Source organism: Micromonospora sp. NPDC047074, from assembly GCF_040643815.1.
In the GTDB taxonomy this organism is placed as follows: Bacteria; Actinomycetota; Actinomycetes; order Mycobacteriales; family Micromonosporaceae; genus Micromonospora.
Map to the genome: position 1 here is coordinate 25,865 of NZ_JBEYVB010000006.1, position 23,635 is coordinate 49,499.

The window sequence follows — 23,635 nt, forward strand, 5'->3', positions numbered from 1 at the left end:
TGGATCAGGCCTTGTCGTTCTCGCCGGCCTCGTCGCTGTCCTCGCGGGCGGCGGCGGTGTCGCCGGACGCCGACACGGGCGCCTCGGCGTCCTGGTCGCCCGAGGTCGCCTTCGGGGCCTCGTCGGCCGGGGCGAGCGCCTCGACCTTGTCCTGCTGGGCGGCCTTGCGGGCGGCGGTCTTCTTGTTCGCCTTCGGCTCGGCGACCTGAAGCTCCTCGACCAGCTCGATGATCGCCATCGGAGCGGCGTCACCCTTGCGCGGACCGGTCTTCACGATCCGGGTGTAGCCACCGTTGCGGTTGGCGTACCGGGGCGCGATCTGGTCGAACAGGGAGTAGACCACGTCCTTGTCCTTGACGACGCCCAGCACCCGCCGGCGGGACGCCAGGTCGCCGCGCTTGGCCTTGGTGATGAGCTGCTCGGCCAGCGGACGCAGCCGCCGGGCCTTCGTCTCGGTGGTCTTGATCTTGCCGTGCTGGAACAGCGCGGTGGCCAGGTTGGCCAGCATCAGCCGCTCGTGCGCGGGGCTGCCGCCGAGGCGGGGGCCCTTGGTGGGCGTGGGCATGCTTGGTGCTCCTCAGGTGTGGCGGCAGCGCGGACTAGAGCTGCTCGGTCTCGCGGTAGTCGTCGGTGTCGTAGTCGGCCTCGCCGAAGGCGTCCACGACGTGCGCCGGGTCGAAGTTCGGGGCCGAGTCCTTCAGCCCCAGACCCATCCCGGCGAGCTTCATCTTGACCTCGTCGATCGACTTCTGCCCGAAGTTGCGGATGTCGAGGAGGTCGGCCTCGGTACGTCCGATGAGCTCACCAACGGAGTTGATGCCCTCGCGCTTGAGGCAGTTGTAGGAGCGGACGGTCAGGTCCAGCTCCTCGATCGGCAGCGCCAGGTCCGCCGCGAGCTGGGCGTCCTGCGGGGACGGCCCGATGTCGATGCCCTCGGCGGTCTCGTCCAGCTCCCGAGCCAGGCCGAACAGCTCCACCAGGGTCGAGCCGGCGGAGGCCAGCGCGGTGCGCGGGCCCATCGACGGCTTGGTCTCGACGTCGATGATCAGCCGGTCGAAGTCGGTCCGCTGCTCGACACGGGTCGCCTCGACGCGGTAGGTCACCTTCAGCACCGGCGAGTAGATCGAGTCGACCGGGATCCGGCCGATCTCGGCGCCGGCCTGCTTGTTCTGCGCCGCCGTGACGTAGCCACGACCCCGCTCGACGGTCAGCTCCATGTCGAGCCGGCCCTTGCCGTTGAGGGTGGCGAGCTTCAGGTCCGGGTTGTGCACCGAGACGCCGGCCGGCGGCTGGATGTCGCCCGCCGTCACGTCGCCCGGGCCCTGCTTACGCAGGTACATGCTGACCGGCTCGTCGTGCTCGGAGCTGACGCAGAGCTCCTTGATGTTCATGACGAGCTCGACCACGTCCTCCTTGACACCGGGGATCGTGGTGAACTCGTGCAGCACGCCGTCGATCTTGATCGAGGTGACCGCAGCACCCGGGATCGACGACAGCAGCGTGCGCCGCAGCGAGTTGCCCAGGGTGTAGCCGAAGCCCGGCTCCAGCGGCTCGATCGTGAACCGGGACCGGGTCTCGTTGATCGACTCCTCGGAGAGGGTCGGTCGCTGGCTGATGAGCATGTCTTCTCTTCTCTTCCGGGGCGCCCGCCATATGACGCCCACGACAAAGTGTTCCGGTGGCCCGCCCAGGAAGGGCGGGCCACCGCAACGAGCTCCGACTACTTGGAGTAGAGCTCGACGATCAGCTGCTCCTGGACCTGCGTGTCGATGACCTGGCGGGCCGGGAGCGAGTGCACGAGCACCTTCATCTGGCTGGGGATCGCCTCCAGCCACGCCGGAACCGACTTCGAGCCGGCCTCGGCCTGCGCCACGATGAACGGGGTGAGCTCCTTGCTCTTGCCCCGGACCTCGATGATGTCGTGCTCCTTGACGCGGTACGACGGGATGTCGACCTTCTTGCCGTTCACCGTGAAGTGACCGTGCTTGACCAGCTGACGGGCCATGTCCCGGGACTTGGCGTAGCCAGCCCGGTAGACCACGTTGTCCAGCCGCGACTCGAGGATCTGCAGGAGGACCTCACCGGTCTTGGCCTGCTTGGCCACGGCCTCCTCGTAGTAACCGCGGAACTGCTTCTCCAGCACGCCGTACACGCGGCGGGCCTTCTGCTTCTCACGGAGCTGGAGCAGGTACTCCGTCTCCTTCGTGCGGCCGCGGCCGTGCTGCCCGGGCGGGAACGGCCGGGACTCGAACGGGCACTTCGGGCCATCGCACTTGCTGCCCTTGAGGAACAGCTTCATCTTCTCCCGCCGGCAACGGCGGCAGTCAGCACCGGTGTAACGAGCCATCTCTCTCTAACCTCTCAGACCCGGCGACGCTTCGGCGGACGGCATCCGTTGTGCGGCTGCGGGGTCACGTCGGAGATCTGACCGACCTCCAGGCCCACGGCCTGCAACGAACGGATGGCGGTCTCCCGGCCGGAGCCGGGACCCTTGACGAACACGTCGACCTTGCGCATGCCGTGCTCCATCGCCCGGCGCGCGGCGGCCTCGGCGGCCAGCTGCGCGGCGAACGGGGTCGACTTGCGGGAGCCCTTGAAGCCCACCTGGCCCGCGGAGGCCCAGGAGATGACCGCACCGGTCGGGTCCGTGATGGACACGATGGTGTTGTTGAAGGTGCTCTTGATGTGCGCCTGCCCGTGGGCGACGTTCTTGCGTTCCTTGCGCCGGACCTTCTTGACGGCGGCTCCGGCACGAGCCTTCGGTGGCATAAGTCTGTGCGCTCCTATTTACTTCTTGCCGGGCTTCTTCTTGCCGGCCACGGTCCGCTTCGGGCCCTTGCGGGTCCGCGCGTTGGTCCGGGTCCGCTGGCCACGCACGGGCAGGCCCCGGCGGTGCCGGATGCCGGCGTAGCAGCCGATCTCGACCTTGCGGCGGATGTCAGCGGCGACCTCGCGGCGCAGGTCACCTTCAACCTTGTAGTTGGCCTCGATGTGGTCGCGGAGCTGGACCAGCTCCTCGTCCGTGAGGTCCCGGGCGCGCTTGTCCGGCGAGATGCCGGTGGCGGCGAGCGTCTCCAGGGCGCGGGTCCGACCCACGCCGAAGATGTAGGTGAGCGCGATCTCCATCCGCTTTTCGCGGGGGAGGTCGACGCCGGCTAGACGTGCCATGTGCGGGCGTGCTCCTCGTGGTTTCTGGCGGAGGTGTGGACCCGTCCCACCCCGCTACCGACCGTTCCGTCTCCGGCGACGTGCGCCGGCGACCGGAAACGGTCGCTGCCCGAGCGGGCCCCGGCCTCCGACCGGGGGTCAACCACGCAGAGGTACGCGACGCGCACCGCTCGCGGCTGGAACGAGCATGTGATTCGTTGTCTGGATCCGCGGCCCGGACCGATTACGACCGACCGTGGTCACACGGCCGGTCGGAACTGGTTCAGCCCTGGCGCTGCTTGTGGCGCGGGTCGGTGCAGATGACCATGACCCGGCCGTGCCGGCGGATGACCCGGCACTTGTTGCAGATCCTCTTGACGCTCGGCTTGACCTTCACGGTTGCCTTACTTCCCATCTGGGCCCGACGACGCGCCGAGGCGCGACACCGGACGTCGAAGACGGACACGGGACGTCCCGGCCGCCGTCAGGCTTACTTGTAGCGGTAGACGATGCGCCCGCGGGTCAGGTCGTACGGCGAGAGTTCGACGACGACCCGGTCCTCCGGCAGGATACGGATGTAGTGCTGCCGCATCTTGCCGCTGATGTGAGCCAGCACCTTGTGGCCGTTCGCGAGCTCCACCCGGAACATGGCGTTCGGCAGGGGCTCGATGACCCGACCCTCGATCTCGATGGCTCCGTCTTTTTTCGGCATGTCCTCCGCTGTCCTGACGTCGGTTACTCCGGACGGCCCACAACGTCTTACACGGGCACCGACCAGGATCATGCCGATCAAGATCAGATTGCCCGCGCCAGCCGCGGCTCCGACTCCCACCGAAGCGCAGGGTGGGCATGCCGGAGTGGACGCTGTGCGCCGATCAGAAAGTGTACGCCCGCCTGCGGGCCGTCGCCAAACCGGCCGGGAATCGGTGCGCCGAACCGGACAGAATCCCCCAGTCAGACCCCGGCGTCGGCCGCGCCGTGCCGCCGTTCCCGCTCGCCGGCCGCTTCCCGGCGGTCGTCCCGGAGCCCCGACAGGCCCTCCTCCGCTTCCTGGTCGTCCCGGAGCCCCGGCAGGCCCTCCTCCGGTTCCCGGTGGTCGTCCCGGGCCGCCGGCAGGTCGTTTTCCGGTTCCCGGTGTTCCGCCCTGGCGGCCGGCAGTTCCCGTGGGGAGGTCCCCTGCTCGGCGTCGGCCAGCGCCCGCTTCCGCTCCCGTTTCCGGGCCCGCTTCGCCCGCCGGCGCTCGCGCCGGCGCTCCTGTTCGGCCGCCCACCGTCGCGGCTCGCCACCGGCGAGACCGCCCACCGTCCGCACCAGGAGAACCGCTCCCCACGGCCCGGCCACCCAGACGGGCCAGAAGTAGCGCAGGTCCGTGGCGAAGAGCGAGGTCGCCGCCCAGATGGTCACCACGATCGCGACCACCCGGAGGTACGGAGACCAGACATCGGCCAGCCAGCGGACGGTTGCCGACGACGGGGCACGTTCCGCCCGCGGCGCGACGGCCTCCGACGTCGTGGCGACCTCCGACGCACCCGGGGCGGCCGGCGCCGGCAGGTCGGTCAGCAGCGCGCCCAGGTCGCCGTACGTCCGCGCGGCGTACGCCCGCTGCAACCGCTCGTCGTACTCGTGCAGATCCAGCCGGCCCTCGTCGAGGGCCACCCGCAGCCGATCCGCCACCGCCTGGCGATCCGCGTCGGCGGCCCGCATCCCGTCACGCCCGTCCATGCCCGCAAGCATGCCACCGTCCCACCACCGCGAGCCCGCCGCGGAGCGGTCCAGCGGGCCCGACGCGGCACGGAACTCGGCGGACCGGTGGCCCGGACGCGAGCGCCCCTACCTCGTCGGCACCGCCGAACACACCGACGGGACCCGCCTGTGCCGCCGGAGCAGCGGCACGCGCTCCCGGCGGCTCAGTGCGTGGGCGAGTCGGCGGGCTGGCGGGAGGTGACCAGCTCGCCCAGGCGGGCGCGTCCGCCGTCCGGCGCGGTCAGCACCCAGACGCCGTCCGGGAGCAGTGCCATCGTGTGCTCGACGTGCACCGCCATCGACCGGTCCCGGGTGACCACCGTCCACCCGTCGGAGAGTTCGACCGTACGGGGCGAGCCCATCGTGATCATCGGCTCGATCGCCAGCGCCATGCCGGGCACCAGGCGCGGCCCCTTGCCCGGCCGCCCGTGGTTGAGCACGTGCGGGTCCTGGTGCATCTCCGTGCCGATGCCGTGCCCGCCGTAACCGTCGACGATGCCGTAGCGGCCACCCTTGCGGACCGCGTCCTCCACGGCGTGCGAGATGTCGGTCAGCCGGCCCTTGCCGCTGGCGGAGCCACGGGCGGCGGCGGCGATGCCCGCCCACATGGCGTCCTCGGCGACGGCGGCCATCTTCAGCAGCGCCGGGTCGACCTCGCCCACGCCGACGGTGATCGCGGCGTCGCCGTGCCAGCCGTCGAGCACCGCGCCGCAGTCGATGGAGATCAGATCACCGTCGCGGAGCACCTGCTTAGGCGTCGGGATCGCGTGCACGACCTGCTCGTTCACGGAGGAGCAGATCGACGCGGGAAAGCCGTGGTAGCCCTTGAACGAGGGAGTGGCGCCGGCCTCGCGGATGGTCGACTCGGCGATGGCGTCCAGGTCGGCGGTGCTGACCCCGGGGGCGACCGCCTCCCGCATCCGACGCAGCGCCTCGGCGACCACCAGCCCGGCGGCACGCATCTTCTCGATCTGGTCAGGGGTCTTCAGCTGGATGTCCAGCTGGGGACGACGCATGGAGCCGTTACCTTTCTTGCCGAAGCCGAAGAGCGGGGCACGTCGGACGGACGTACCCCGCTCCTCGCACTCTATCCGCCGGAGCCCGGCGGGACGTCAGCCGCCGTAGGACCGCAGGGCGTCGATGGCGCGGACAGTGACGTCCTCCACCGGGCCGGTGGCATCGATGCCCACCAGCTTGCCCTGGGCGCCGTAGTAGTCGACCAGGGGCGCGGTCTTGTCCGCGTACTCCCGCAGGCGGGTGGCGATGGTCTCCGGCTTGTCGTCGTCGCGCTGGAACAGCTCGGCGCCGCACCGGTCGCAGATGCCCTCACGGCTGGTGGCGTCGAACTCGACGTGCCAGATCTTGCCGCAGCCCCGGCAGGTGCGCCGGCCGGAGAGCCGCCGGATCACCTCGTCGTCGTCGACCACGAGCTCCAGCACCAGGTCGAGTGCGGTGCCCAGGTCAGCGAGGAGCTTGTCCAGCGCGGCGGCCTGCGGCGTGGTGCGCGGGAAGCCGTCGAGCAGAAAGCCCTCGGCGGCGTCCGGCTCGGCGAGCCGGTCCCGGACCATGTTGATCGTGACCTCGTCGGGCACCAGCTCGCCGGCGTCCATGTAGCGCTTGGCCTCGACCCCGAGCGGGGTGCCCTGGGAGACGTTCGACCGGAAGATGTCGCCGGTCGAGATCTTCGGGACCGAGAGGTGCGCGGCGATGAACTCGGCCTGCGTGCCCTTGCCCGCGCCAGGCGGACCAACCAGAACGAGTCTCATCTACCGCAGGAACCCTTCGTAGTTCCGCTGCATCAGTTGGCTCTCGATCTGCTTGGTGGTCTCCAGACCCACGCCAACCATGATCAGCACAGCGGTGCCGCCGAACGGGAAGTTCAGGTACTGCTGCTTGTCCAGCCAGATGAAGAAGAAGTTCGGCAGGATCGAGATGATGCCCAGGTAGAGGGCGCCCGGCAGGGTGATCCGGCTGAGGATGAAGTCGAGGTAGTCGGCGGTCGGCTTGCCGGGGCGGATGCCCGGCACGAAGCCGCCGTACTTCTTCATGTTGTCCGCGACCTCGGTCGGGTTGAACGTGATCGAGACGTAGAAGTACGTGAAGAAGATGATCAGCAGGAAGTAGACCGCGATGTAGATCGGGCTGGTCGGGTCGACCAGGTTGTTCTGGATCCACGCCTGGGTCTTGCCCGGGTTGTTCTGGTCGAAGAACTGCAGCGCCAGCTGGGGCAGGTAGAGCAGCGACGAGCCGAAGATGACCGGGATGACACCCGCCTGGTTGACCTTCAGGGGGATGTAGGTCGAGGTGCCGCCGTACATCCGCCGGCCGATCATCCGCTTGGCGTACTGCACCGGGATGCGGCGCTGCGCCTGCTCGATGAAGGTGACCGCGGTGATGACCACCAGGACCAGGGCGATGACGAGCAGGAACTTGCCCCAACCGCCGGTCTGCTTGATCTGCCAGCCCTCACTGGGGAGCCGGGCGGCGATCGAGGTGAAGATCAGGACGGACATGCCGTTGCCGACGCCCCGGTCGGTGATCAGCTCGCCGAGCCACATCACCACGCCGGTGCCGGCGGTCATCGTCATGACCAGCAGGCTCAGGGTCAGCCAGTCCGGGATCCCGGTCCCCTCGGGGATGATCGGGAACTGGTCGCACTGGTTGTTGAACAGCTGCCCGGAGCGGGCCAGCGCCACGAACGCCGACGCCTGGAGGACACCGAGGCCCAGCGTCAGGTAGCGGGTGTACTGGGTGATCTTCGCCTGCCCGGCCTGGCCCTCCTTGCGGAGTTGCTCGAGCCGGGGGATGACCACCGTCAGCAGCTGCAGGATGATCGACGCTGTGATGTAGGGCATGATGCCCAGCGCGAAGACCGAGAGCTGCAGCAGCGCGCCGCCGGAGAAGAGGTTGAGCAGGTTCAACACCCCGGTGGAGCCGTCCTGCAGGGTGTCGAGGCACTTCTTGACGTTGCCGTACGAGACGCCCGGGCTGGGCAGCGTCGCCCCGAGCCGGTAGACCGCAATGATGCCTACTGTGAACAGCAGCTTCTTGCGCAGGTCAGGCGTACGGAACGCACTGAGAAAGGCGGACAGCAACTTCTTCCTCCTGCGCGAGGCGGGCCGCCGGTGATCCCTGGCGGTCGGGGTGGGTGCCGGGCGAGTGCCCGATATCCATGGCTGGGAAGGGACTCTAACAGCCCGATCCCTGTCCGGGCAGATGTGCCCGGCTACATAAACCGAATCCGATATTACCTGGCGCGAACGTGCCAGGTAGACCGTGGCGCCCGCCCAGTTACGACAACTGAGCGGGCGCCACGGGTCGTACAGCCCTTACAGCTCGGTGACGGAGCCACCGGCGGCGGCGATCTTCTCCTTGGCCGACGCGCTGAACGCGTGCGCCGACACCTGGAGGGCGATCCCGCCGAGGTCCCCGGTGCCGAGCACCTTGACCGGGTGGCCCTTGCGGACCGCGCCGGCCTCGACCAGCTCCAGCGGGCCGACCTCGCCGCCGTTCGGGAACAGCTCGGCGAGCCGGTCCAGGTTGACCACCTGGAAGACCACCTTGAACTTGTTCTTGAAGCCCTTCATCTTCGGCAGGCGCATGTGGATGGGCATCTGCCCACCCTCGAACGCCGCCGAGATGTTCTTACGGGCCTTGGAACCCTTGGTACCGCGACCGGCGGTCTTGCCCTTGGAACCCTCACCGCGACCCACTCGGGTCTTCGCGGTCTTGGCACCGGGCGCCGGGCGCAGGTGGTGGACCTTGATCGTCATTACTCGACCTCCTCGACCTTCACGAGGTGGTTGACCGCGAAGATCATGCCGCGGATCTCCGGACGGTCCTCCTTGACCACCACGTCGTTGATCCGCTTGAGACCGAGCGAACGCAGCGAGTCACGCTGGTTCTGCTTGGTCCCGATCTCGGACCGGACCTGGGTGACCTTCAGGCGAGCCATCAGGAAGCCACCCCCGCCCGCGACGCCAGCATGGCGGCCGGCGCGACGTCCTCGACCGGCAGGCCACGACGGGCAGCGACGGCCTCGGGGGACTCCAGCCCCTTCAGCGCCGCCACGGTGGCGTGCACGATGTTGATCGGGTTCGACGAACCGAGGCTCTTGGAGAGCACGTCGTGGATACCCGCGCACTCCAGCACGGCGCGCACCGGGCCACCGGCGATGACGCCCGTACCGGCCGAGGCCGGCTTGAGCAGCACCACACCGGCGGCGGCCTCACCCGTCACCGGGTGCGGGATCGAAGAGGCGATCCGCGGCACCTTGAAGAAGTGCTTCTTGGCCTCCTCGACGCCCTTGGCGATCGCCGCGGGCACCTCCTTGGCCTTTCCGTAGCCCACACCGACGGTGCCGTCGCCGTCGCCCACGATCACCAGGGCGGTGAAGCTGAAGCGACGACCACCCTTCACGACCTTGGCGACGCGGTTGATCGCGACGACCCGCTCGAGGTGCGGGGTCTTCTCGACGGGCGCGTTTCCGCGGCCGCCCTCACGGCGGTTGTCGCGGCGACCACCCTCGTTGCCACCGGACCCGCCGCCACGGCGCTGTTGACCTGGCATCAGCAGCCTTCCTTCTCTCTCGTGACGGGGTTTCTAGAACTCGAGCCCGGCTTCGCGGGCGGCGTCGGCAAGCGCGGCGACCCGCCCCGCGTACCGGTTGCCACCGCGGTCGAAGACGACCTTGGACACACCGGCGGCCTTGGCCCGCTCGGCGAGCAGGGCGCCGACCTTGCCGGCCAGGGCGCTCTTGTCGCCCTCCGTGCCGCGCAGCGAGGCGTCCAGGGTCGAGGCCGACGCCAGGGTGTGACCCTTGGTGTCGTCCACGATCTGGGCGACGATGTGCCGCAGGGAGCGGGTGACCACGAGGCGGGGACGCTCGGCGGTGCCGCTGATGTTCTTGCGGACCCGGAAGTGCCGGCGCGCACGCCCGACGGCACGCTTGGCGGCGACGCCGCGGCGGCGCTTGAGCAGCGTGGCGCTCACTTCTTACCTGCCTTTCCAGCCTTGCGGCGGATGACCTCGCCCTGGTACTTGACGCCCTTGCCCTTGTAGGGCTCCGGCGGGCGGATCTTCCGGATGTTGGCGGCAACCTCGCCGACGAGCTGCTTGTCGATGCCGGCCACGTGGAAGACCGTGGGCTTCTCCACCGTGAAGGTGATGCCGTCCGGCGCCGGAACCAGCACCGGGTGCGAGAACCCGAGCGCGAACTCCAGGTCCTTGCCCTTGGCGGTCACGCGGTAACCGGTGCCGGCGATCTCCAGGCTCTTGCGGTAGCCCTCGGTGACGCCGACGATCATGTTGGCGACCAGGGTACGGCTCAGGCCGTGCAGTTCCTTGGCCTTGCGCTCGTCGTTCGGGCGGACGACGTTCAGCTGCCCGTCCTCGGCCCGGTCGATCGTGATCGGCTCGGCCAGGGTGTGCGAGAGCTCGCCCTTCGGGCCCTTGACCTTGACGGTCTGCCCGTCGATGGTGATGTCGACGCCGGCTGGCACCGGGATCGACTTACGTCCAATACGCGACATTTCTACCTGTCTCCCGTTACCAGACGAAGGCGAGGACTTCCCCGCCAACGCTCCGCTTGCGGGCCTGCCGGTCGGTGAGCAGCCCCTGGGACGTCGAAATGATCGCCACGCCGAGCCCGCCGAGCACCCGCGGGAGCCCGTCCGACTTGGCGTAAACCCGCAGACCGGGCTTGGACACGCGCTTGATGCCGGCCAGGCTCCGCTCCCGGTTCTGGCCGTACTTCAGCTCGACGACCAGTCGCTTGCCGACGGCGCCCTCCTCGGGCTCCTCGACCGACCAGGTGGCGATGTAGCCCTCGGCCTTGAGGACCTCGGCGATGTTCGCCTTGATCTTCGAGTAGGGCATCTTCACCTGGTCGTGGTACGCCTGGTTGGCGTTACGCAGACGCGTGAGCATGTCTGCGATCGGGTCGGTCATCGTCATGGATTTCGTCAGCCTTTCTCGCCGGGGTTCCCGGGGCGACACGCCCCGGGCCTACGGCGAAGAGCAATACATGATCGGTGCAAGGGTCCCGGCCGGAGCCGGGACGCGGTCGCCCTTACCAGGAAGCCTTGGACACGCCCGGCAGCTCACCGCGGTGGGCCATCTCCCGGATGCAGACCCGGCAGAGACCGAACTTGCGGTAGACCGCCTTGGGACGCCCGCACCGCTGGCAGCGGGTGTACGCGCGAACCGAGAACTTCGGCTTCGCGGCCGCCTTGATGATCAGCGCCTTCTTGGCCATCTCAGTTCTCCTTGAACGGGAAGCCCAGGAGCTTGAGCAGCGCCCGGCCCTCGTCGTCGGTCGTGGCGGTCGTGACCACCGTGATGTCCATGCCCCGCTGCCGATCGATCTTGTCCTGGTCGATCTCGTGGAACACCGACTGCTCGGTCAGACCGAACGTGTAGTTGCCGTGCCCGTCGAGCTTGCGCCCGTCGAGACCGCGGAAGTCGCGGATACGCGGCAGCGCGATCGACAGCAGCCGGTCCAGGAACTCCCACATCCGGTCGCCGCGGAGGGTCACCTTCGCGCCGATCGGCATGCCCTCACGGAGCTTGAACTGCGCGATGGACTTGGTCGCCCGCCGCACCTGCGGCTTCTGGCCGGTGATGGTGGCCAGGTCCCGGACGGCGCCGTCGATCAGCTTGGCGTCCCGGGCGGCCTCGCCGACACCCATGTTGACGACGATCTTGACCAGCCGCGGCACCTGCATGGGGTTGCCGTAGCTGTGCTGCTCCTGCAGCTTGGCCACGATCTCGTTGCGGTACCGCTCCTTGAGGCGCGGCATGGTCTTGGTTTCGGTAGCCGTGGTCATCACAGGTCCTTACCGGTGCTACGCGCGATGCGGACCTTCTGGCCATTCTCGTCGACCCGGTAGCCGACGCGGGTCGGCTTGCCGTCGGAGTCCAAGACCTGCACGTTCGAGACGTGGATCGGGGCCTCCTGGGTGACGATGCCACCGGTCTTGGCGCCACGCTGGGTGGTGCTGATGCGGGTGTGCTTCTTGACCCGGTTCACGCCCTCGACCAGGACCTTGTCCTGCCGCGGGTAGGCCGCGATGACCTTACCCTTGGCACCCTTGTCCTTGCCGGCGATGACGACGACCGTGTCGCCCTTCTTGACCTTCACGGTCACAACACCTCCGGCGCGAGAGAGATGATCTTCATGAACCGCTTGTCCCGCAGCTCCCGGCCCACCGGGCCGAAGATACGGGTACCGCGCGGGTCCCCACCGTCCTTGATGATGACGGCGGCGTTCTCGTCGAAGCGGATGTACGAGCCGTCCGGCCGCCGCCGCTCCTTGGCGGTGCGAACGACGACCGCCTTGACGACGTCGCCCTTCTTCACACCGGCACCCGGGATCGCGTCCTTGACGGTGGCCACGATGACGTCGCCGATGCTCGCGTAGCGCCGACCGGAGCCACCGAGAACGCGGATGCACAGGATCTCCCGGGCACCCGTGTTGTCGGCGACGCGCAGTCGCGACTCCTGCTGAATCACGTCTATCTCCTATGTCTGCCGGTTCTCCGGCCGCGCGTGGCGGCCGGAGCCTGGCGGAACCCGCGCCCGACTGACGCCGGGCGAGCTTGAGCCTTCGCTACTTGGCCTTTTCCAGGATTTCCACGAGCCGCCACCGCTTGGTGGCGGACAGCGGCCGGGTCTCCATGATCAGAACCCGGTCGCCGATACCGGCGGTGTTCTGCTCGTCGTGCACCTTCAGCTTGCTGGTACGACGCATGATCTTGCCGTACAGCGCGTGCTTGACCCGGTCCTCGACCTCGACGACGACGGTCTTTTCCATCTTGTCGCTGACCACGAGGCCCTCACGCACCTTACGGCGGGCCCGCGCGGTGGCGGTGGTGTTCTCGCTCATGATGCAGTCACCTCAGTCGGCGCGGCCGAGAGACCCAGCTCGCGCTCACGCATGATCGTGTAGATCCGGGCGATCTCCCGACGGATGACCTGCAGCCGCCGGTTGTTGTCCAGCTGGCCGGTCGCGGCCTGCACGCGGAGGTTGAACAGCTCCGCCTTGGCCTCGCGCAGCTTGGTGACCAGCTCCTCGTCGGAGTGCTCACGCAGCTCGGAGGCCTTAACGCCCGCTGCCATCAGGATTCACCCACTTCGCGCGTAACAATGCGGCACTTCATCGGGAGCTTGTGGATCGCGCGACGCATCGCCTCTCGCGCGATCTGCTCGTTGGGGAAGGACATCTCGAAGAGAACCCGCCCCGGCTTGACGTTGGCGACCCACCACTCGGGTGAACCCTTACCGGAACCCATCCGGGTCTCGGCCGGCTTCTTGGTGAGGGCCTGGTCCGGGAAGATCGTGATCCAGACCTTGCCACCACGCTTGATGTGGCGGGTCATCGCGATACGCGCCGACTCGATCTGGCGGTTGGTCACGTACGCCGGCTCGAGAGCCTGGATCCCGAACTCGCCGAACACCACCCGGTTACCACCCTTGGACGCGCCACTGCGGTCCGGGTGGTGCGGCTTGCGGAAGCCCTTCGGGGGCTTGCGCGGCATCAGCATCTGTCAGCCCTCCTGCTGCGTTTCTGCCGCGGCGGTGACGGCGGCGGGGTCCACCGCGTCACCGCTCGGCGTCTCGGCCTGCTGCGCGATCGTCGTCGCGGCGGCCCTGCCGGCCTCGGTGCCGCCGGCGGTCGTGCCGGACGAGCCGGACCGACCACGGCGCGGCCGCTCGGGACGGTCGCCGCGCTCGCGGCGCGGGCGCGACGGAGCCTCGGCCGGGGTCTCCCGACCCGGCACCGCGTCGCCCTTGTAGATCCAGACCTTCACGCCGATCCGGCCGAAGCTCGTACGGGCCTCGAAGAAGCCGTACTCGATGTTGGCCCGCAGCGTGTGCAGCGGAACCCGGCCCTCGCGGTAGAACTCGGTCCGGCTCATCTCGGCGCCGCCGAGACGGCCCGAGACCTGGACCCGGATGCCCTTGCAGACCGGGTTCTTCATCGCGGACTGCATGGCCTTGCGCATCGCCCGACGGAAGCTGACCCGGCTGGAGAGCTGCTCGGCCACACCTTGGGCGACGAGCTGCGCGTCCGACTCGGGGTTCTTCACCTCGATGATGTTCAGCTGGACCTGCTTGCCGGTCAGCTTCTCGAGCTCGCCGCGGATCCGGTCGGCCTCCGCGCCCTTACGGCCGATGACGATGCCCGGCCGGGCGGTGTGGATGTCAACGCGGACCCGGTCCCGGGTGCGCTCGATGTCGACCTTGGAGATGCCGGCACGCTCGAGGCCCTTGGACATCATCCGGCGGATCTTGACGTCCTCGCCGATGTAGTCCTTGTAGAGCTTGTCCGCGAACCAGCGGGACTTCCAGTCGGTCGAGATGCCGAGCCGGAACCCGTGCGGGTGAACCTTCTGACCCATTACTCGGCGCCCTCCGTCTTGCTCTGCGTCTCGGCCGGCTCCGCCTGCTTCGCCGGGGCCGCCTTCTTCGCGGCGGCCTTCTTCGGAGCGGCCGGCGCCACCGCCTCGACCGCGACGGTGATGTGGCAGGTGCGCTTGCGGATCCGGTAGGCCCGGCCCTGCGCCCGCGGCTGGAACCGCTTCATGGTCGGGCCCTCGTCGACAAACGCCTCGCTGACGAGCAGCGCGTCGGGGTCCAGCCGCTCGTTGTTCTCCGCGTTGGCGATCGCGCTCGCGAGCACCTTGTACACCTGCTCGCTCGCAGCCTGCGGCGCGAACTGCAGCACCGTGAGCGCCTCCTTCGCGGGCAGGCCGCGGACGAGGTTTACCACCCGGCGCGCCTTCATCGGCGAGATGCGCACGTGCCGCGCAACCGCCCGCGCGCCCGGAAGCACCGGAGCGTCGCCCTTTCCTGGCATCGCTGTAACCCCTTGTTCCTCTATCCGTATGCCCGCGGCGTCAGCGCCGACGGCTCTTCCGGTCGTCCTTCTCGTGACCCTTGAACGTGCGGGTCAGCGCGAACTCGCCGAGCTTGTGCCCGACCATCGCCTCGGTCACGAACACCGGGACGTGCTTGCGTCCGTCGTGCACGGCGATCGTGTGACCCAGCATCTCCGGGATGATCGTCGAGCGCCGCGACCAGGTCTTGATGACGTTCTTCGAGCCCTTGTCGTTCTGCGTCTCCACCTTCTTGAGCAGGTGGTCGTCGATGAACGGGCCCTTCTTCAGGCTGCGAGGCATGTCTTATCTCCCTCAGCCGCGCTTACGCGTGGCGTAGCGGCGGCGGACGATCAGCCGGTCACTCGGCTGGCCCTTACGACGGGTGCGGCCCTCGGGCTTACCCTGCGGGTTCACCGGGTGGCGACCACCGGAGGTCTTACCCTCACCACCACCGTGCGGGTGGTCGACCGGGTTCATCGCGACACCACGGACGGTCGGGCGCTTGCCCTTCCACCGCATGCGACCGGCCTTACCCCAGTTGATGTTCGACTGGTCGGCGTTGCCGATCTCGCCGACGCTGGCGCGGCAGCGGACGTCGACCCGCCGGATCTCGCCGGACGGCATGCGCAGGGTCGCGTAGACGCCCTCACGGCCGAGCAGCTGGATGCCGACGCCGGCCGAGCGGGCCAGCTTGGCGCCGCCGCCCGGACGCAGCTCCACGTTGTGGATCGTGGTACCGACCGGGATGTTGCGCAGCGGCAGGTTGTTGCCCGGCTTGATGTCCGCGCCCGGACCCGACTCGACGGCGTCGCCCTGCTTCAGGTCCTTCGGCGCGAGGATGTAGCGCTTCTCGCCGTCGGCGTAGTGCAGCAGCGCGATACGCGCGGTGCGGTTCGGGTCGTACTCGATGTGGGCGACCTTCGCCGGCACGCCGTCCTTGTCGACCCGCTTGAAGTCGATCAGACGGTACTGGCGCTTGTGACCGCCACCCTGGTGCCGCGCGGTGATCCGGCCGTGGGCGTTACGCCCGCCCTTCTTCGGCAGCGGAACCAGCAGCGACTTCTCGGGCGTCGACCGGGTGATCTCAGCGAAGTCGGCGACGCTGGAGCCACGCCGGCCCGGCGTCGTCGGCTTGTACTTACGGATAGCCATTGTCTACACCCCTCAGCTGACCGGGCCGCCGAAGGCCTCGATGCGGTCACCGTCAGCCAGCTTCACGATCGCCCGCTTGGTGGCCTTGCGCTGACCGAAACCGGTCTTGGTCCGCTTGCGCTTGCCCTGGCGGTTGAGCGTGTTGACCGTCAGGACGCGGACACCGAAGATCTGCTGGATAGCGATCTTGATCTCGGTCTTGTTCGCGTCCGGGTGCACCAGGAAGGTGTACCAGTTGCGGTTCAGCTCGCTGTAGCTCTTCTCCGAGACGACCGGCGCCACGATGATGTCGCGCGGGTCGGCGATCGTGCTCACTTGCCACCCTCCTCGGTGGTCTCGGCGGGAACGCCCAGGAACTCGTCCAGGGCCTCCTTGGTGAAGACCACGTCGTCGGCCACCAGCACGTCGTACGTGTTGAGCTGGCCGGCCTCGATCAGGTGCACCCGCGGCTCGTTGCGCAGCGACACCCAGTTCAACTCGTCGGTGCTGCTCAGCACGACCAGGACCCGCCGGGCCCCGGTCACCTTCGCCAGCGTGGCCAGGGCGGCCTTGGTCGACGGCTTCTCGGCCGAGAGGAACGCCTCGACGACGTGCACCTGCCCGGCGCGGGCCCGGTCGGAGAGGGCGCCACGCAGGGCGGCGGCCTTCATCTTCTTCGGGGTCCGCTGGCTGTAGTCGCGCGGCACGGGGCCGTGCACGACGCCACCGCCGGCGAACTGCGGCGCGCGGATCGAGCCCTGCCGGGCACGACCGGTGCCCTTCTGCTTGTAGGGCTTCTTGCCGCCGCCGGCGACCTCGCCCCGGGTCTTGACCTTGTGCGTGCCCTGCCGGGCCGCCGCGAGCTGCGCCACCACGACCTGGTGCATCAGCGCGACGTTGGCCTGCACGTCGAAGATGTCGCCGGGCAGCTCGACGGAGCCGCTCTTGGTGCCTTCGACGGTGAGGACGTCAACGGTGGTCACTTGGCCACACCGCCCTTCTTCACCTTGGTCTTGGCCGCGGTGCGGACCAGGACCAGCGCGCCCTTCGGGCCGGGAATGGCGCCGCGGACGAGCAGGAGGTTGTTCTCGGTGTCGACCGCCTGGACGGTCAGGTTCTGGACGGTGTAGCGCACGCCACCCATCCGGCCGGCCATCCGGGTGCCCTTGAAGACGCGACCCGGGGTCGCGCAGGCGCCGATGGAGCCCGGCGAGCGGTGCTTGCGCTCGACACCGTGACTGGCGCGCAGACCGTGGAAGCCGTGCCGCTTCATCGGGCCGGCGTAGCCCTTGCCCTTGGTCTTGCCGGTCACGTCGATCGAGATCCCGGCAGGGAACTCCTCGACCGTGATCTCCTGACCGAGCGAGTAGTCGGCGGCGTCGACGGTGCGCAGCTCGACGATGTGCCGGCGCGGCGCGACGTCCGCCTTCGCGTAGTGCCCGCTGATCGGCTTCTTGACCTTACGCGGGTCGATCTTGCCGAACGCCAGCTGGACCGCGGAGTAACCGTCCTTCTCGGCGCTGCGAACCTGGCTGATGACGCACGGGCCGGCCTCGACCACGGTCACCGGGACAACACGGTTGTTGTCCCAGACCTGGGTCATGCCGAGCTTTGCGCCCAGGATCCCCTTGACTTGCCTGTCCATTTGTCCGGTCCCTACAGCTTGATCTCGATGTCGACGCCAGCCGGCAGGTCGAGGCGCATGAGCGAGTCGACCGTCTTCGGGGTCGGGTCGATGATGTCGATCAGCCGCTTGTGCGTGCGCATCTCGAAGTGCTCGCGCGAGTCCTTGTACTTGTGCGGCGAGCGGATAACGCAGAAACGGTTGATCTCCGTGGGCAGCGGCACCGGGCCCGCGACCTGCGCCCCGGTACGCGTCACCGTCTCGACGATCTTCCGAGCCGAGGAGTCGACGACCTCGTGGTCATAGGCCTTGAGCCGGATGCGGATCTTCTGTCCCGCCATGGTGGCTTCTGTTCCTTCTCTCGATGCCGCTGTGTTGCGGGCGCCTGTACCGGCTGGCACAGGCCCACTTCGCCGACCCCCGCGGTCGGGCGTGTCGCGCCCTCGGGCCAGGCTCCGCCCCGGGACTCCGGAGCGATTCTGACCGCACGGTGGGTCAAGGCGCCGATCGCACTACCGCGACCTGAACGCCGTGCGAGGGTGGCTGACGGACTGGCCGCCAGCCACCCCACGCTCGACTGTCCTGCCACCCGGAGGTTCAGCGTGAGCCGAACACGGGCAGCGAACTGTCGTTACGCAACCTGACTAGTATGCCGCACGACCGGCGGCGGGTCTAATCGGGGTTACCCAGCTCACTTGATGATCTTGGTGACGAACCCGGCGCCGACGGTGCGGCCACCCTCGCGGATCGCGAACTTGAGGTTCTCCTCCATGGCGATGGGCTGGATCAGCTTCACCGTCATGGTGGTGTTGTCACCCGGCATGACCATCTCGGTGCCCTCGGGGAGCGTGACGACACCGGTGACGTCCGTGGTCCGGAAGTAGAACTGCGGACGGTAGTTCTGGAAGAACGGGGTGTGCCGGCCGCCCTCCTCCTTGGAGAGGATGTAGACCGTCGCCTCGAACTCCGTGTGCGGGGTCGTGGTGCCCGGCTTGATGACGACCATGCCGCGCTCGACGTCCTCGCGCTTGATGCCACGCAGCAGCAGACCGACGTTCTCACCCGCGCGGGCCTCGTCGAGCAGCTTGCGGAACATCTCGATGCCGGTGCAGGTGGTCTTCATCGACTTCTCGCGGATGCCGACGATCTCCACCTCCTCGTTCGGCTTGAGCACGCCGCGCTCCGCGCGACCGGTGACGACGGTGCCACGACCGGTGATCGTGAAGACGTCCTCGATCGGCATCAGGAACGGCTTCTCGGTCTCGCGCTCCGGCTGCGGGATCGCGGTGTCGACCGCGGTCATCAGGTCCAGCAGCTTGCCGGTCCACTCGGGGTCACCCTCGAGGGCCTTCAGCGCCGAGACCCGGACGACCGGCAGGTCGTCACCCGGGTACTCCTGGTTCGACAGCAGCTCGCGGACCTCGAGCTCGACGAGCTCCAGGAGCTCCTCGTCGTCGACCATGTCGCTCTTGTTGAGCGCCACGACGATGTACGGCACACCGACCTGGCGGGCCAGCAGCACGTGCTCGCGGGTCTGCGGCATCGGGCCGTCGGTCGCCGCGACCACCAGGATCGCGCCGTCCATCTGCGCGGCACCGGTGATCATGTTCTTGATGTAGTCGGCGTGCCCGGGGCAGTCGACGTGCGCGTAGTGCCGCGCCTCGGTCTGGTACTCGACGTGCGCGATGGAGATCGTGATGCCGCGGGCCTTCTCCTCCGGCGCCTTGTCGATCTCGTCGAACGGCGTGTACGGGTTCAGGTCCGGGAACTGGTCGTGCAGGACCTTGGTGATGGCCGCCGTCAGCGTCGTCTTACCGTGGTCGATGTGACCAATGGTGCCGATGTTGACGTGCGGCTTAGTCCGCTCGAACTTCGCCTTCGCCACTGGTGTCCTCCTGTGGACTTCTTGGTTCGTACGCCCGGCGCGCCGGTCGGCGCTTAGGACTCTGTCGACAGCCTTTCCGGCCTGACGGCCGGAGAGCTTTGGTGGGTTCTGCGGCGATGAAGCCTACAGGCCCGGTCTCACGCGACCCGACCGAGGTGGTCGCGGGCGGGGAGAAACCCTCCCGCGACCGCCCCGGATCATCCGATCAGCTCGGGGAGAGCGTCACTCACCCGTCGCCTTGGCGATGATCTCCTTGGCGACCGAGGCCGGAACCTCGGCGTAGGAGTCGAACTGCATGCTGTAGCTAGCCCGGCCCTGGGTCTTCGACCGCAGGTCGCCGACGTAGCCGAACATCTCCGACAACGGCACCAGAGCCTTGACGACGCGGGCGCCGCTGCGCTCCTCCATCGCCTGGATGATGCCGCGGCGGGAGTTGAGGTCGCCGATGACGTCACCCATGTTCTCCTCAGGAGTGGTGACCTCAACAGCCATCATCGGCTCGAGCAGCGCGGGGTCGGCCTTGCGGGCCGCCTCCTTCATCACCATCGAGCCGGCGATCTTGAATGCCATTTCCGACGAGTCGACCTCGTGGTACTGGCCGTCCAGCAGGGTGAGCTTGACGCCCACCAGGGGGAAGCCGGCGAGGATGCCGTACTGCATGGCGTCCTGCGCACCCGCGTCCACCGACGGGATGAACTCCCGGGGGATGCGGCCACCGGTCACCGCGTTGGCGAACTCGTAGGTCGGGGCGTCGTTGCCCAGCGGCAGCGGCTCCAGGCTGATGATCACCCGGGCGTACTGGCCGGAACCACCGGTCTGCTTCTTGTGGGTGTACTCGATCTTCTCCACCTTGCGGCGGATCGTCTCGCGGTACGCCACCTGCGGCTTACCGATGTTGGCCTCGACGTTGAACTCGCGGCGCATCCGGTCGACCAGGATGTCCAGGTGCAGCTCGCCCATGCCGGAGATGACCGTCTGGCCGGTCTGGTCGTCCAGCTTGACGCGGAAGGTCGGGTCCTCCTCGGCCAGCCGCTGGATGGCGGTGCTGAGCTTCTCCTGGTCGGCCTTGGTCTTCGGCTCGATGGCGACCTCGATGACCGGCTCCGGGAAGGTCATCGACTCCAGGATGACCGGCTTCGCCGGGTCACACAGGGTGTCACCGGTGGTGGTCTGCTTCAGACCCTGCACCGCGATGATGTCGCCAGCCTGGGCCGAGCTGCGCTCTTCCCGCTTGTTGGCGTGCATCTGGTAGATCTTGCCGATCCGCTCCTTGCGGTCCTTGGTGGAGTTGACCACCTGGGAGCCGGACTCGAGCGTCCCGGAGTAGATCCGGACGTAGGTGAGCTTGCCGAGGTGCTTGTCCGTCTGGATCTTGAAGGCCAGGCCGGCGAACGGCTCCGAGACCGACGGCTTGCGCAGCATCGGGGTCTCGCCGTCGGTGGCCGTACCCTCGATCGCCGGGATGTCCAGCGGCGACGGCAGGTACGCGACGACCGCGTCCAGCATCGGCTGGATGCCCTTGTTCTTGAAGGCGGTGCCGGTGAGGACCGGGTTGGCCTTGCTGGCGATGGTGGCCCGACGGATGGCGGCCTTGACCTCCTCGACGGAGATCTCCTCGCCCTCCAGGTACTTCTCCATCACCGCGTCGTCGACGTCGGCCAGGGTCTCGATCAGCTTCTCGCGCCACTCCGCGGCGGAGTCGGCGAGGTCGGCCGGGATCTCCTCGATCGCGTAGTCCTCACCCTTCTGGGTCTCCCCGCGCCAGGTGAGGGCGCGCATCTCGACCAGGTCGACCACGCCGATGAAGTCGGACTCGGCGCCGATCGGGATCTGGAGCACCAGCGGGGTGGCGTTGAGCCGGTCGATCATCATCTGCACGCAGCGGAAGAAGTCGGCACCGGTCCGGTCGAGCTTGTTGACGAAGCACATCCGGGGGACGTCGTACTTGTCGGCCTGGCGCCAGACGTTCTCCGTCTGGGGCTCCACGCCGGCGACACCGTCGTAGACCGCGACCGCACCGTCCAGCACCCGCAACGACCGCTCCACCTCGACCGTGAAGTCGACGTGGCCGGGCGTGTCGATGATCTGGATCGTGTGGCCCTTCCACTCACACTTGGTGGCAGCGGAGGTGATGGTGATACCACGCTCCTGCTCCTGCTCCATCCAGTCCATGACGGCAGCGCCCTCGTGGACCTCACCGATCTTGTACGTGATACCGGTGTAGAACAGGATCCGCTCGGTGGTGGTGGTCTTACCGGCATCGATGTGCGCCATGATGCCGATGTTGCGTACGTTGGCGAGCGCGTCTGCGGCGGCCACTTCAATCCCTACTTATCGTCGTCTCGACACAACTGGCGGCGGTTCCGGCGCCACGAGGGCGCCGGAACCAGGGTGTTACCAGCGGTAGTGCGCGAAGGCCTTGTTGGACTCGGCCATCTTGTGCGTGTCCTCGCGCCGCTTGACGGCGGCACCGAGGCCGTTGCTCGCGTCCAGCAGCTCGTTCATCAGCCGCTCGACCATGGTCTTCTCGCGCCGGGCGCGGGAGTAGGTGACCAGCCAGCGCAGGCCCAGGGTGGTCGCCCGGGCGGGGCGGACCTCGACCGGCACCTGGTAGGTGGCGCCACCGACGCGGCGGCTGCGCACCTCGAGGGTCGGCTTGACGTTGTCCATCGCCCGCTTGAGGGTGACCACGGGGTCGGTGCCGGACTTCTCCCGGCAGCCCTCCAGGGCGGCGTAGACGATGCGCTCGGCGAGCTGACGCTTACCGCGCAGCAGGATCTTGTTCACCAGCTGGGTGACCAGGGGCGAGTTGTACACCGGGTCAGCGACCAGCGGCTTCCGCGGAGCGGGTCCCTTACGCGGCATGTCAGCTCTTCTCCTTCTTCGCGCCGTAACGGCTGCGCGCCTGCTTGCGGTTGCGGACACCCTGGGTGTCGAGCGAACCGCGAACGATCTTGTAACGCACGCCGGGGAGGTCCTTCACCCGGCCGCCGCGGACGAGCACGATCGAGTGCTCCTGGAGGTTGTGGCCGACGCCCGGGATGTAGGCGGTCACCTCGATCTGGCTGCTGAGCTTGACACGAGCGACCTTGCGCAGCGCCGAGTTCGGCTTCTTCGGGGTGGTGGTGTACACGCGGGTGCACACGCCGCGCCGCTGAGGGGAACCCTTCAACGCCGGGGTCTTGGTCTTACTCGTCTTCGCCTGACGGCCCTTTCGGACCAGCTGCTGAATCGTGGGCACCGGGTTTCTCCGCTCCCTTCGACCGCCTGGTGGCGGCCGCACCGTCTGCCGTAGCCGACCCTGATGGCCGACTCTCCTACATTCCGACCAGGGCCACCTCACGGAGGTCCCGGCACCCGCGGTCGGGCGTGTCGCCCAGCCCACGGTCCCGGCGCCGACGCTCGCGCGTGCCGACGGGTCTCGCACCGGCACACGGGCAGGCCGCGCGCCGGATCTTTGGCTTTGTCGTGCTCCCGCGCGATTTCCGGCTGACCGGATCCAGCGCACGCACGAGTTGCCCGGGCTTGCCCGGGCACAAGGGGAAAGAGTACCTACCACAACCGCACAGGTCAAAACGGAGCGACTGGCGGAGCGTCCCACCGCTCGCCTGTCGAACCCGTCACACCAGTCCGTCCGTGATGGGCACTACGGACACAAGTGTAACGGCTTCCCTGGAGACCGGCCCGTCGACCCCGTCACGGCCGGGGTCACGCCTCACAGCCGGCCCCTGGCGTCACCCCAGCGCCAGCAGCAACGCCAGTCCCAGGCCGAGCAGGCTGAGCAGTAGCCCCGCCCCGCCGCAGGCGACCCCGGCCACCGCGAGGCCCCGACCGGTGAACCGGACCGCGGGCGGCGGTGCCGGCCGCCGGATCTGCCGCATCCCGAGCAGGCCCGCGACGACGGCGCCCGCACCCGCCAGGACACCCAGCACCGTGAACGCGCCGGCCGCCCAGGCACCGCCCACGCCGCCGGCCGCACCGAGACAGATCACCAGGCCTGAGACGAGGGTCGAGACGATCCCGGCCACCAGTGAACCCACGGCGAGGCCCGAGGTGACGGGCGGCACGTCGAGGTGCACCACGGCGAACGGCGTGCCCGCGACCGGCTCGACCCGCTTCGGCGGCCGGGCGGCCTCCCGCGGCGGCGGAGGCATCGGGGCGGGAGCGGCCGGCCCCCACCCCGGAGCCGGGCCGCCGGACGACGCGCCCCACGGAGACGACGCG

General features: G+C 68.6%; 36 protein-coding genes and 1 pseudogene. All 37 read right to left on the reverse strand.

Going from position 1 to position 23,635, the window contains the following annotated elements:
* Positions 1-4 precede the first annotated feature (4 nt).
* The gene (gene rplQ, locus ABZ809_RS11480) at positions 5-565 is read right to left on the reverse strand and encodes a 50S ribosomal protein L17 (protein ID WP_357562397.1); all 561 of its coding nucleotides are present in this window, start codon (positions 563-565) and stop codon (positions 5-7) included.
* Positions 566-599: 34 nt separating this feature from the next.
* Complete coding sequence (locus tag ABZ809_RS11485) at positions 600-1,622, reverse strand: DNA-directed RNA polymerase subunit alpha (protein WP_013735931.1); 1,023 nt, start codon at positions 1,620-1,622, stop codon at positions 600-602.
* Between the two features lie 98 nt (positions 1,623-1,720).
* On the reverse strand, positions 1,721-2,347 hold the full coding sequence (gene rpsD, locus ABZ809_RS11490) for a 30S ribosomal protein S4 (protein ID WP_357562398.1): 627 nt from the start codon (positions 2,345-2,347) through the stop codon (positions 1,721-1,723).
* Between the two features lie 14 nt (positions 2,348-2,361).
* Positions 2,362-2,769: a 30S ribosomal protein S11 gene (gene rpsK / locus ABZ809_RS11495; RefSeq protein ID WP_007073011.1), complete on the reverse strand. Its 408-nt coding sequence runs from the start codon at positions 2,767-2,769 to the stop codon at positions 2,362-2,364.
* Positions 2,770-2,787: 18 nt separating this feature from the next.
* The gene (gene rpsM / locus ABZ809_RS11500; protein ID WP_111134434.1) at positions 2,788-3,168 is read right to left on the reverse strand and encodes a 30S ribosomal protein S13; all 381 of its coding nucleotides are present in this window, start codon (positions 3,166-3,168) and stop codon (positions 2,788-2,790) included.
* A 262-nt stretch (positions 3,169-3,430) separates the two neighbouring features.
* On the reverse strand, positions 3,431-3,544 hold the full coding sequence (rpmJ, locus tag ABZ809_RS11505; RefSeq protein WP_012184307.1) for a 50S ribosomal protein L36: 114 nt from the start codon (positions 3,542-3,544) through the stop codon (positions 3,431-3,433).
* Positions 3,545-3,637: 93 nt separating this feature from the next.
* Positions 3,638-3,859 (reverse strand): translation initiation factor IF-1, encoded by a 222-nt coding sequence (gene infA, locus ABZ809_RS11510; protein WP_007073013.1) that lies wholly within the window; start codon positions 3,857-3,859, stop codon positions 3,638-3,640.
* A 512-nt stretch (positions 3,860-4,371) separates the two neighbouring features.
* Positions 4,372-4,869, reverse strand: a pseudogene (locus ABZ809_RS11515) (DUF1707 domain-containing protein); the annotation flags it as partial.
* A 185-nt stretch (positions 4,870-5,054) separates the two neighbouring features.
* Entirely contained in the window at positions 5,055-5,906 is an 852-nt protein-coding gene (gene map, locus ABZ809_RS11520) for a type I methionyl aminopeptidase (protein ID WP_357562399.1), read from the reverse strand.
* Positions 5,907-6,002: 96 nt separating this feature from the next.
* Positions 6,003-6,656 carry an adenylate kinase gene (locus ABZ809_RS11525; RefSeq protein ID WP_357562400.1) on the reverse strand — a complete coding sequence of 218 codons (654 nt, stop codon included), beginning with the start codon at positions 6,654-6,656 and terminating at the stop codon, positions 6,003-6,005.
* Positions 6,657-7,985, reverse strand: a complete 1,329-nt coding sequence (secY, locus tag ABZ809_RS11530) for a preprotein translocase subunit SecY (RefSeq protein WP_357562401.1) — start codon at positions 7,983-7,985, stop codon at positions 6,657-6,659.
* 234 nt (positions 7,986-8,219) lie between these two features.
* Positions 8,220-8,663: a 50S ribosomal protein L15 gene (gene rplO, locus ABZ809_RS11535; protein ID WP_357562402.1), complete on the reverse strand. Its 444-nt coding sequence runs from the start codon at positions 8,661-8,663 to the stop codon at positions 8,220-8,222.
* Positions 8,663-8,845, reverse strand: coding sequence for a 50S ribosomal protein L30 (rpmD, locus tag ABZ809_RS11540; protein ID WP_007073018.1), 183 nt, complete (start codon positions 8,843-8,845; stop codon positions 8,663-8,665). Before rpmD ends, rplO begins: the two co-directional genes overlap by 1 nt.
* Positions 8,845-9,459, reverse strand: a complete 615-nt coding sequence (gene rpsE, locus ABZ809_RS11545; RefSeq protein WP_007073019.1) for a 30S ribosomal protein S5 — start codon at positions 9,457-9,459, stop codon at positions 8,845-8,847. Before rpsE ends, rpmD begins: the two co-directional genes overlap by 1 nt.
* Before the next feature lie 33 nt (positions 9,460-9,492).
* Positions 9,493-9,870: a 50S ribosomal protein L18 gene (gene rplR / locus ABZ809_RS11550; protein WP_172892592.1), complete on the reverse strand. Its 378-nt coding sequence runs from the start codon at positions 9,868-9,870 to the stop codon at positions 9,493-9,495.
* An 8-nt stretch (positions 9,871-9,878) separates the two neighbouring features.
* The gene (gene rplF, locus ABZ809_RS11555) at positions 9,879-10,421 is read right to left on the reverse strand and encodes a 50S ribosomal protein L6 (protein WP_357562403.1); all 543 of its coding nucleotides are present in this window, start codon (positions 10,419-10,421) and stop codon (positions 9,879-9,881) included.
* 16 nt (positions 10,422-10,437) lie between these two features.
* A complete protein-coding gene (rpsH, locus tag ABZ809_RS11560; protein ID WP_007465270.1) occupies positions 10,438-10,845 on the reverse strand; it encodes a 30S ribosomal protein S8 in 408 nt (135 codons plus the stop codon).
* A 115-nt stretch (positions 10,846-10,960) separates the two neighbouring features.
* Positions 10,961-11,146, reverse strand: a complete 186-nt coding sequence (locus tag ABZ809_RS11565) for a type Z 30S ribosomal protein S14 (RefSeq protein WP_007465272.1) — start codon at positions 11,144-11,146, stop codon at positions 10,961-10,963.
* Position 11,147: 1 nt separating this feature from the next.
* Positions 11,148-11,717, reverse strand: a complete 570-nt coding sequence (rplE, locus tag ABZ809_RS11570) for a 50S ribosomal protein L5 (RefSeq protein WP_007073024.1) — start codon at positions 11,715-11,717, stop codon at positions 11,148-11,150.
* A complete protein-coding gene (gene rplX, locus ABZ809_RS11575; protein ID WP_176731541.1) occupies positions 11,717-12,037 on the reverse strand; it encodes a 50S ribosomal protein L24 in 321 nt (106 codons plus the stop codon). Before rplX ends, rplE begins: the two co-directional genes overlap by 1 nt.
* Positions 12,034-12,402 carry a 50S ribosomal protein L14 gene (gene rplN / locus ABZ809_RS11580; protein WP_007465279.1) on the reverse strand — a complete coding sequence of 123 codons (369 nt, stop codon included), beginning with the start codon at positions 12,400-12,402 and terminating at the stop codon, positions 12,034-12,036. Before rplN ends, rplX begins: the two co-directional genes overlap by 4 nt.
* 97 nt (positions 12,403-12,499) lie before the next feature.
* On the reverse strand, positions 12,500-12,775 hold the full coding sequence (gene rpsQ, locus ABZ809_RS11585) for a 30S ribosomal protein S17 (RefSeq protein ID WP_357089646.1): 276 nt from the start codon (positions 12,773-12,775) through the stop codon (positions 12,500-12,502).
* Positions 12,772-13,008, reverse strand: a complete 237-nt coding sequence (gene rpmC / locus ABZ809_RS11590; protein WP_347666557.1) for a 50S ribosomal protein L29 — start codon at positions 13,006-13,008, stop codon at positions 12,772-12,774. Before rpmC ends, rpsQ begins: the two co-directional genes overlap by 4 nt.
* Positions 13,008-13,433: a 50S ribosomal protein L16 gene (gene rplP, locus ABZ809_RS11595; protein WP_007465292.1), complete on the reverse strand. Its 426-nt coding sequence runs from the start codon at positions 13,431-13,433 to the stop codon at positions 13,008-13,010. The genes rpmC and rplP overlap by 1 nt, the downstream gene beginning before the upstream one ends.
* A 3-nt stretch (positions 13,434-13,436) precedes the next feature.
* Entirely contained in the window at positions 13,437-14,291 is an 855-nt protein-coding gene (gene rpsC, locus ABZ809_RS11600) for a 30S ribosomal protein S3 (RefSeq protein ID WP_357562404.1), read from the reverse strand.
* On the reverse strand, positions 14,291-14,749 hold the full coding sequence (gene rplV / locus ABZ809_RS11605) for a 50S ribosomal protein L22 (RefSeq protein ID WP_132230903.1): 459 nt from the start codon (positions 14,747-14,749) through the stop codon (positions 14,291-14,293). Before rplV ends, rpsC begins: the two co-directional genes overlap by 1 nt.
* A 40-nt stretch (positions 14,750-14,789) precedes the next feature.
* A complete protein-coding gene (gene rpsS / locus ABZ809_RS11610; protein ID WP_088647003.1) occupies positions 14,790-15,071 on the reverse strand; it encodes a 30S ribosomal protein S19 in 282 nt (93 codons plus the stop codon).
* A 12-nt stretch (positions 15,072-15,083) separates the two neighbouring features.
* Entirely contained in the window at positions 15,084-15,923 is an 840-nt protein-coding gene (gene rplB / locus ABZ809_RS11615; protein WP_357562405.1) for a 50S ribosomal protein L2, read from the reverse strand.
* Positions 15,924-15,935: 12 nt separating this feature from the next.
* Positions 15,936-16,238 (reverse strand): 50S ribosomal protein L23, encoded by a 303-nt coding sequence (gene rplW, locus ABZ809_RS11620; protein ID WP_357562406.1) that lies wholly within the window; start codon positions 16,236-16,238, stop codon positions 15,936-15,938.
* Complete coding sequence (gene rplD, locus ABZ809_RS11625) at positions 16,235-16,885, reverse strand: 50S ribosomal protein L4 (RefSeq protein ID WP_357562407.1); 651 nt, start codon at positions 16,883-16,885, stop codon at positions 16,235-16,237. The genes rplW and rplD overlap by 4 nt, the downstream gene beginning before the upstream one ends.
* Entirely contained in the window at positions 16,882-17,547 is a 666-nt protein-coding gene (gene rplC, locus ABZ809_RS11630; RefSeq protein ID WP_357562408.1) for a 50S ribosomal protein L3, read from the reverse strand. The genes rplD and rplC overlap by 4 nt, the downstream gene beginning before the upstream one ends.
* An 11-nt stretch (positions 17,548-17,558) precedes the next feature.
* The gene (gene rpsJ, locus ABZ809_RS11635) at positions 17,559-17,867 is read right to left on the reverse strand and encodes a 30S ribosomal protein S10 (protein WP_007073037.1); all 309 of its coding nucleotides are present in this window, start codon (positions 17,865-17,867) and stop codon (positions 17,559-17,561) included.
* Between the two features lie 350 nt (positions 17,868-18,217).
* Complete coding sequence (gene tuf / locus ABZ809_RS11640; RefSeq protein ID WP_357562409.1) at positions 18,218-19,411, reverse strand: elongation factor Tu; 1,194 nt, start codon at positions 19,409-19,411, stop codon at positions 18,218-18,220.
* 222 nt (positions 19,412-19,633) lie between these two features.
* A complete protein-coding gene (fusA, locus tag ABZ809_RS11645) occupies positions 19,634-21,730 on the reverse strand; it encodes an elongation factor G (RefSeq protein WP_357562410.1) in 2,097 nt (698 codons plus the stop codon).
* A 75-nt stretch (positions 21,731-21,805) separates the two neighbouring features.
* Positions 21,806-22,276 carry a 30S ribosomal protein S7 gene (gene rpsG / locus ABZ809_RS11650; RefSeq protein WP_013735957.1) on the reverse strand — a complete coding sequence of 157 codons (471 nt, stop codon included), beginning with the start codon at positions 22,274-22,276 and terminating at the stop codon, positions 21,806-21,808.
* Between the two features lies 1 nt (position 22,277).
* The gene (rpsL, locus tag ABZ809_RS11655) at positions 22,278-22,652 is read right to left on the reverse strand and encodes a 30S ribosomal protein S12 (RefSeq protein ID WP_014440718.1); all 375 of its coding nucleotides are present in this window, start codon (positions 22,650-22,652) and stop codon (positions 22,278-22,280) included.
* 493 nt (positions 22,653-23,145) lie between these two features.
* Positions 23,146-23,565 (reverse strand): hypothetical protein, encoded by a 420-nt coding sequence (locus ABZ809_RS11660; protein ID WP_357562595.1) that lies wholly within the window; start codon positions 23,563-23,565, stop codon positions 23,146-23,148.
* Positions 23,566-23,635 lie beyond the last annotated feature (70 nt).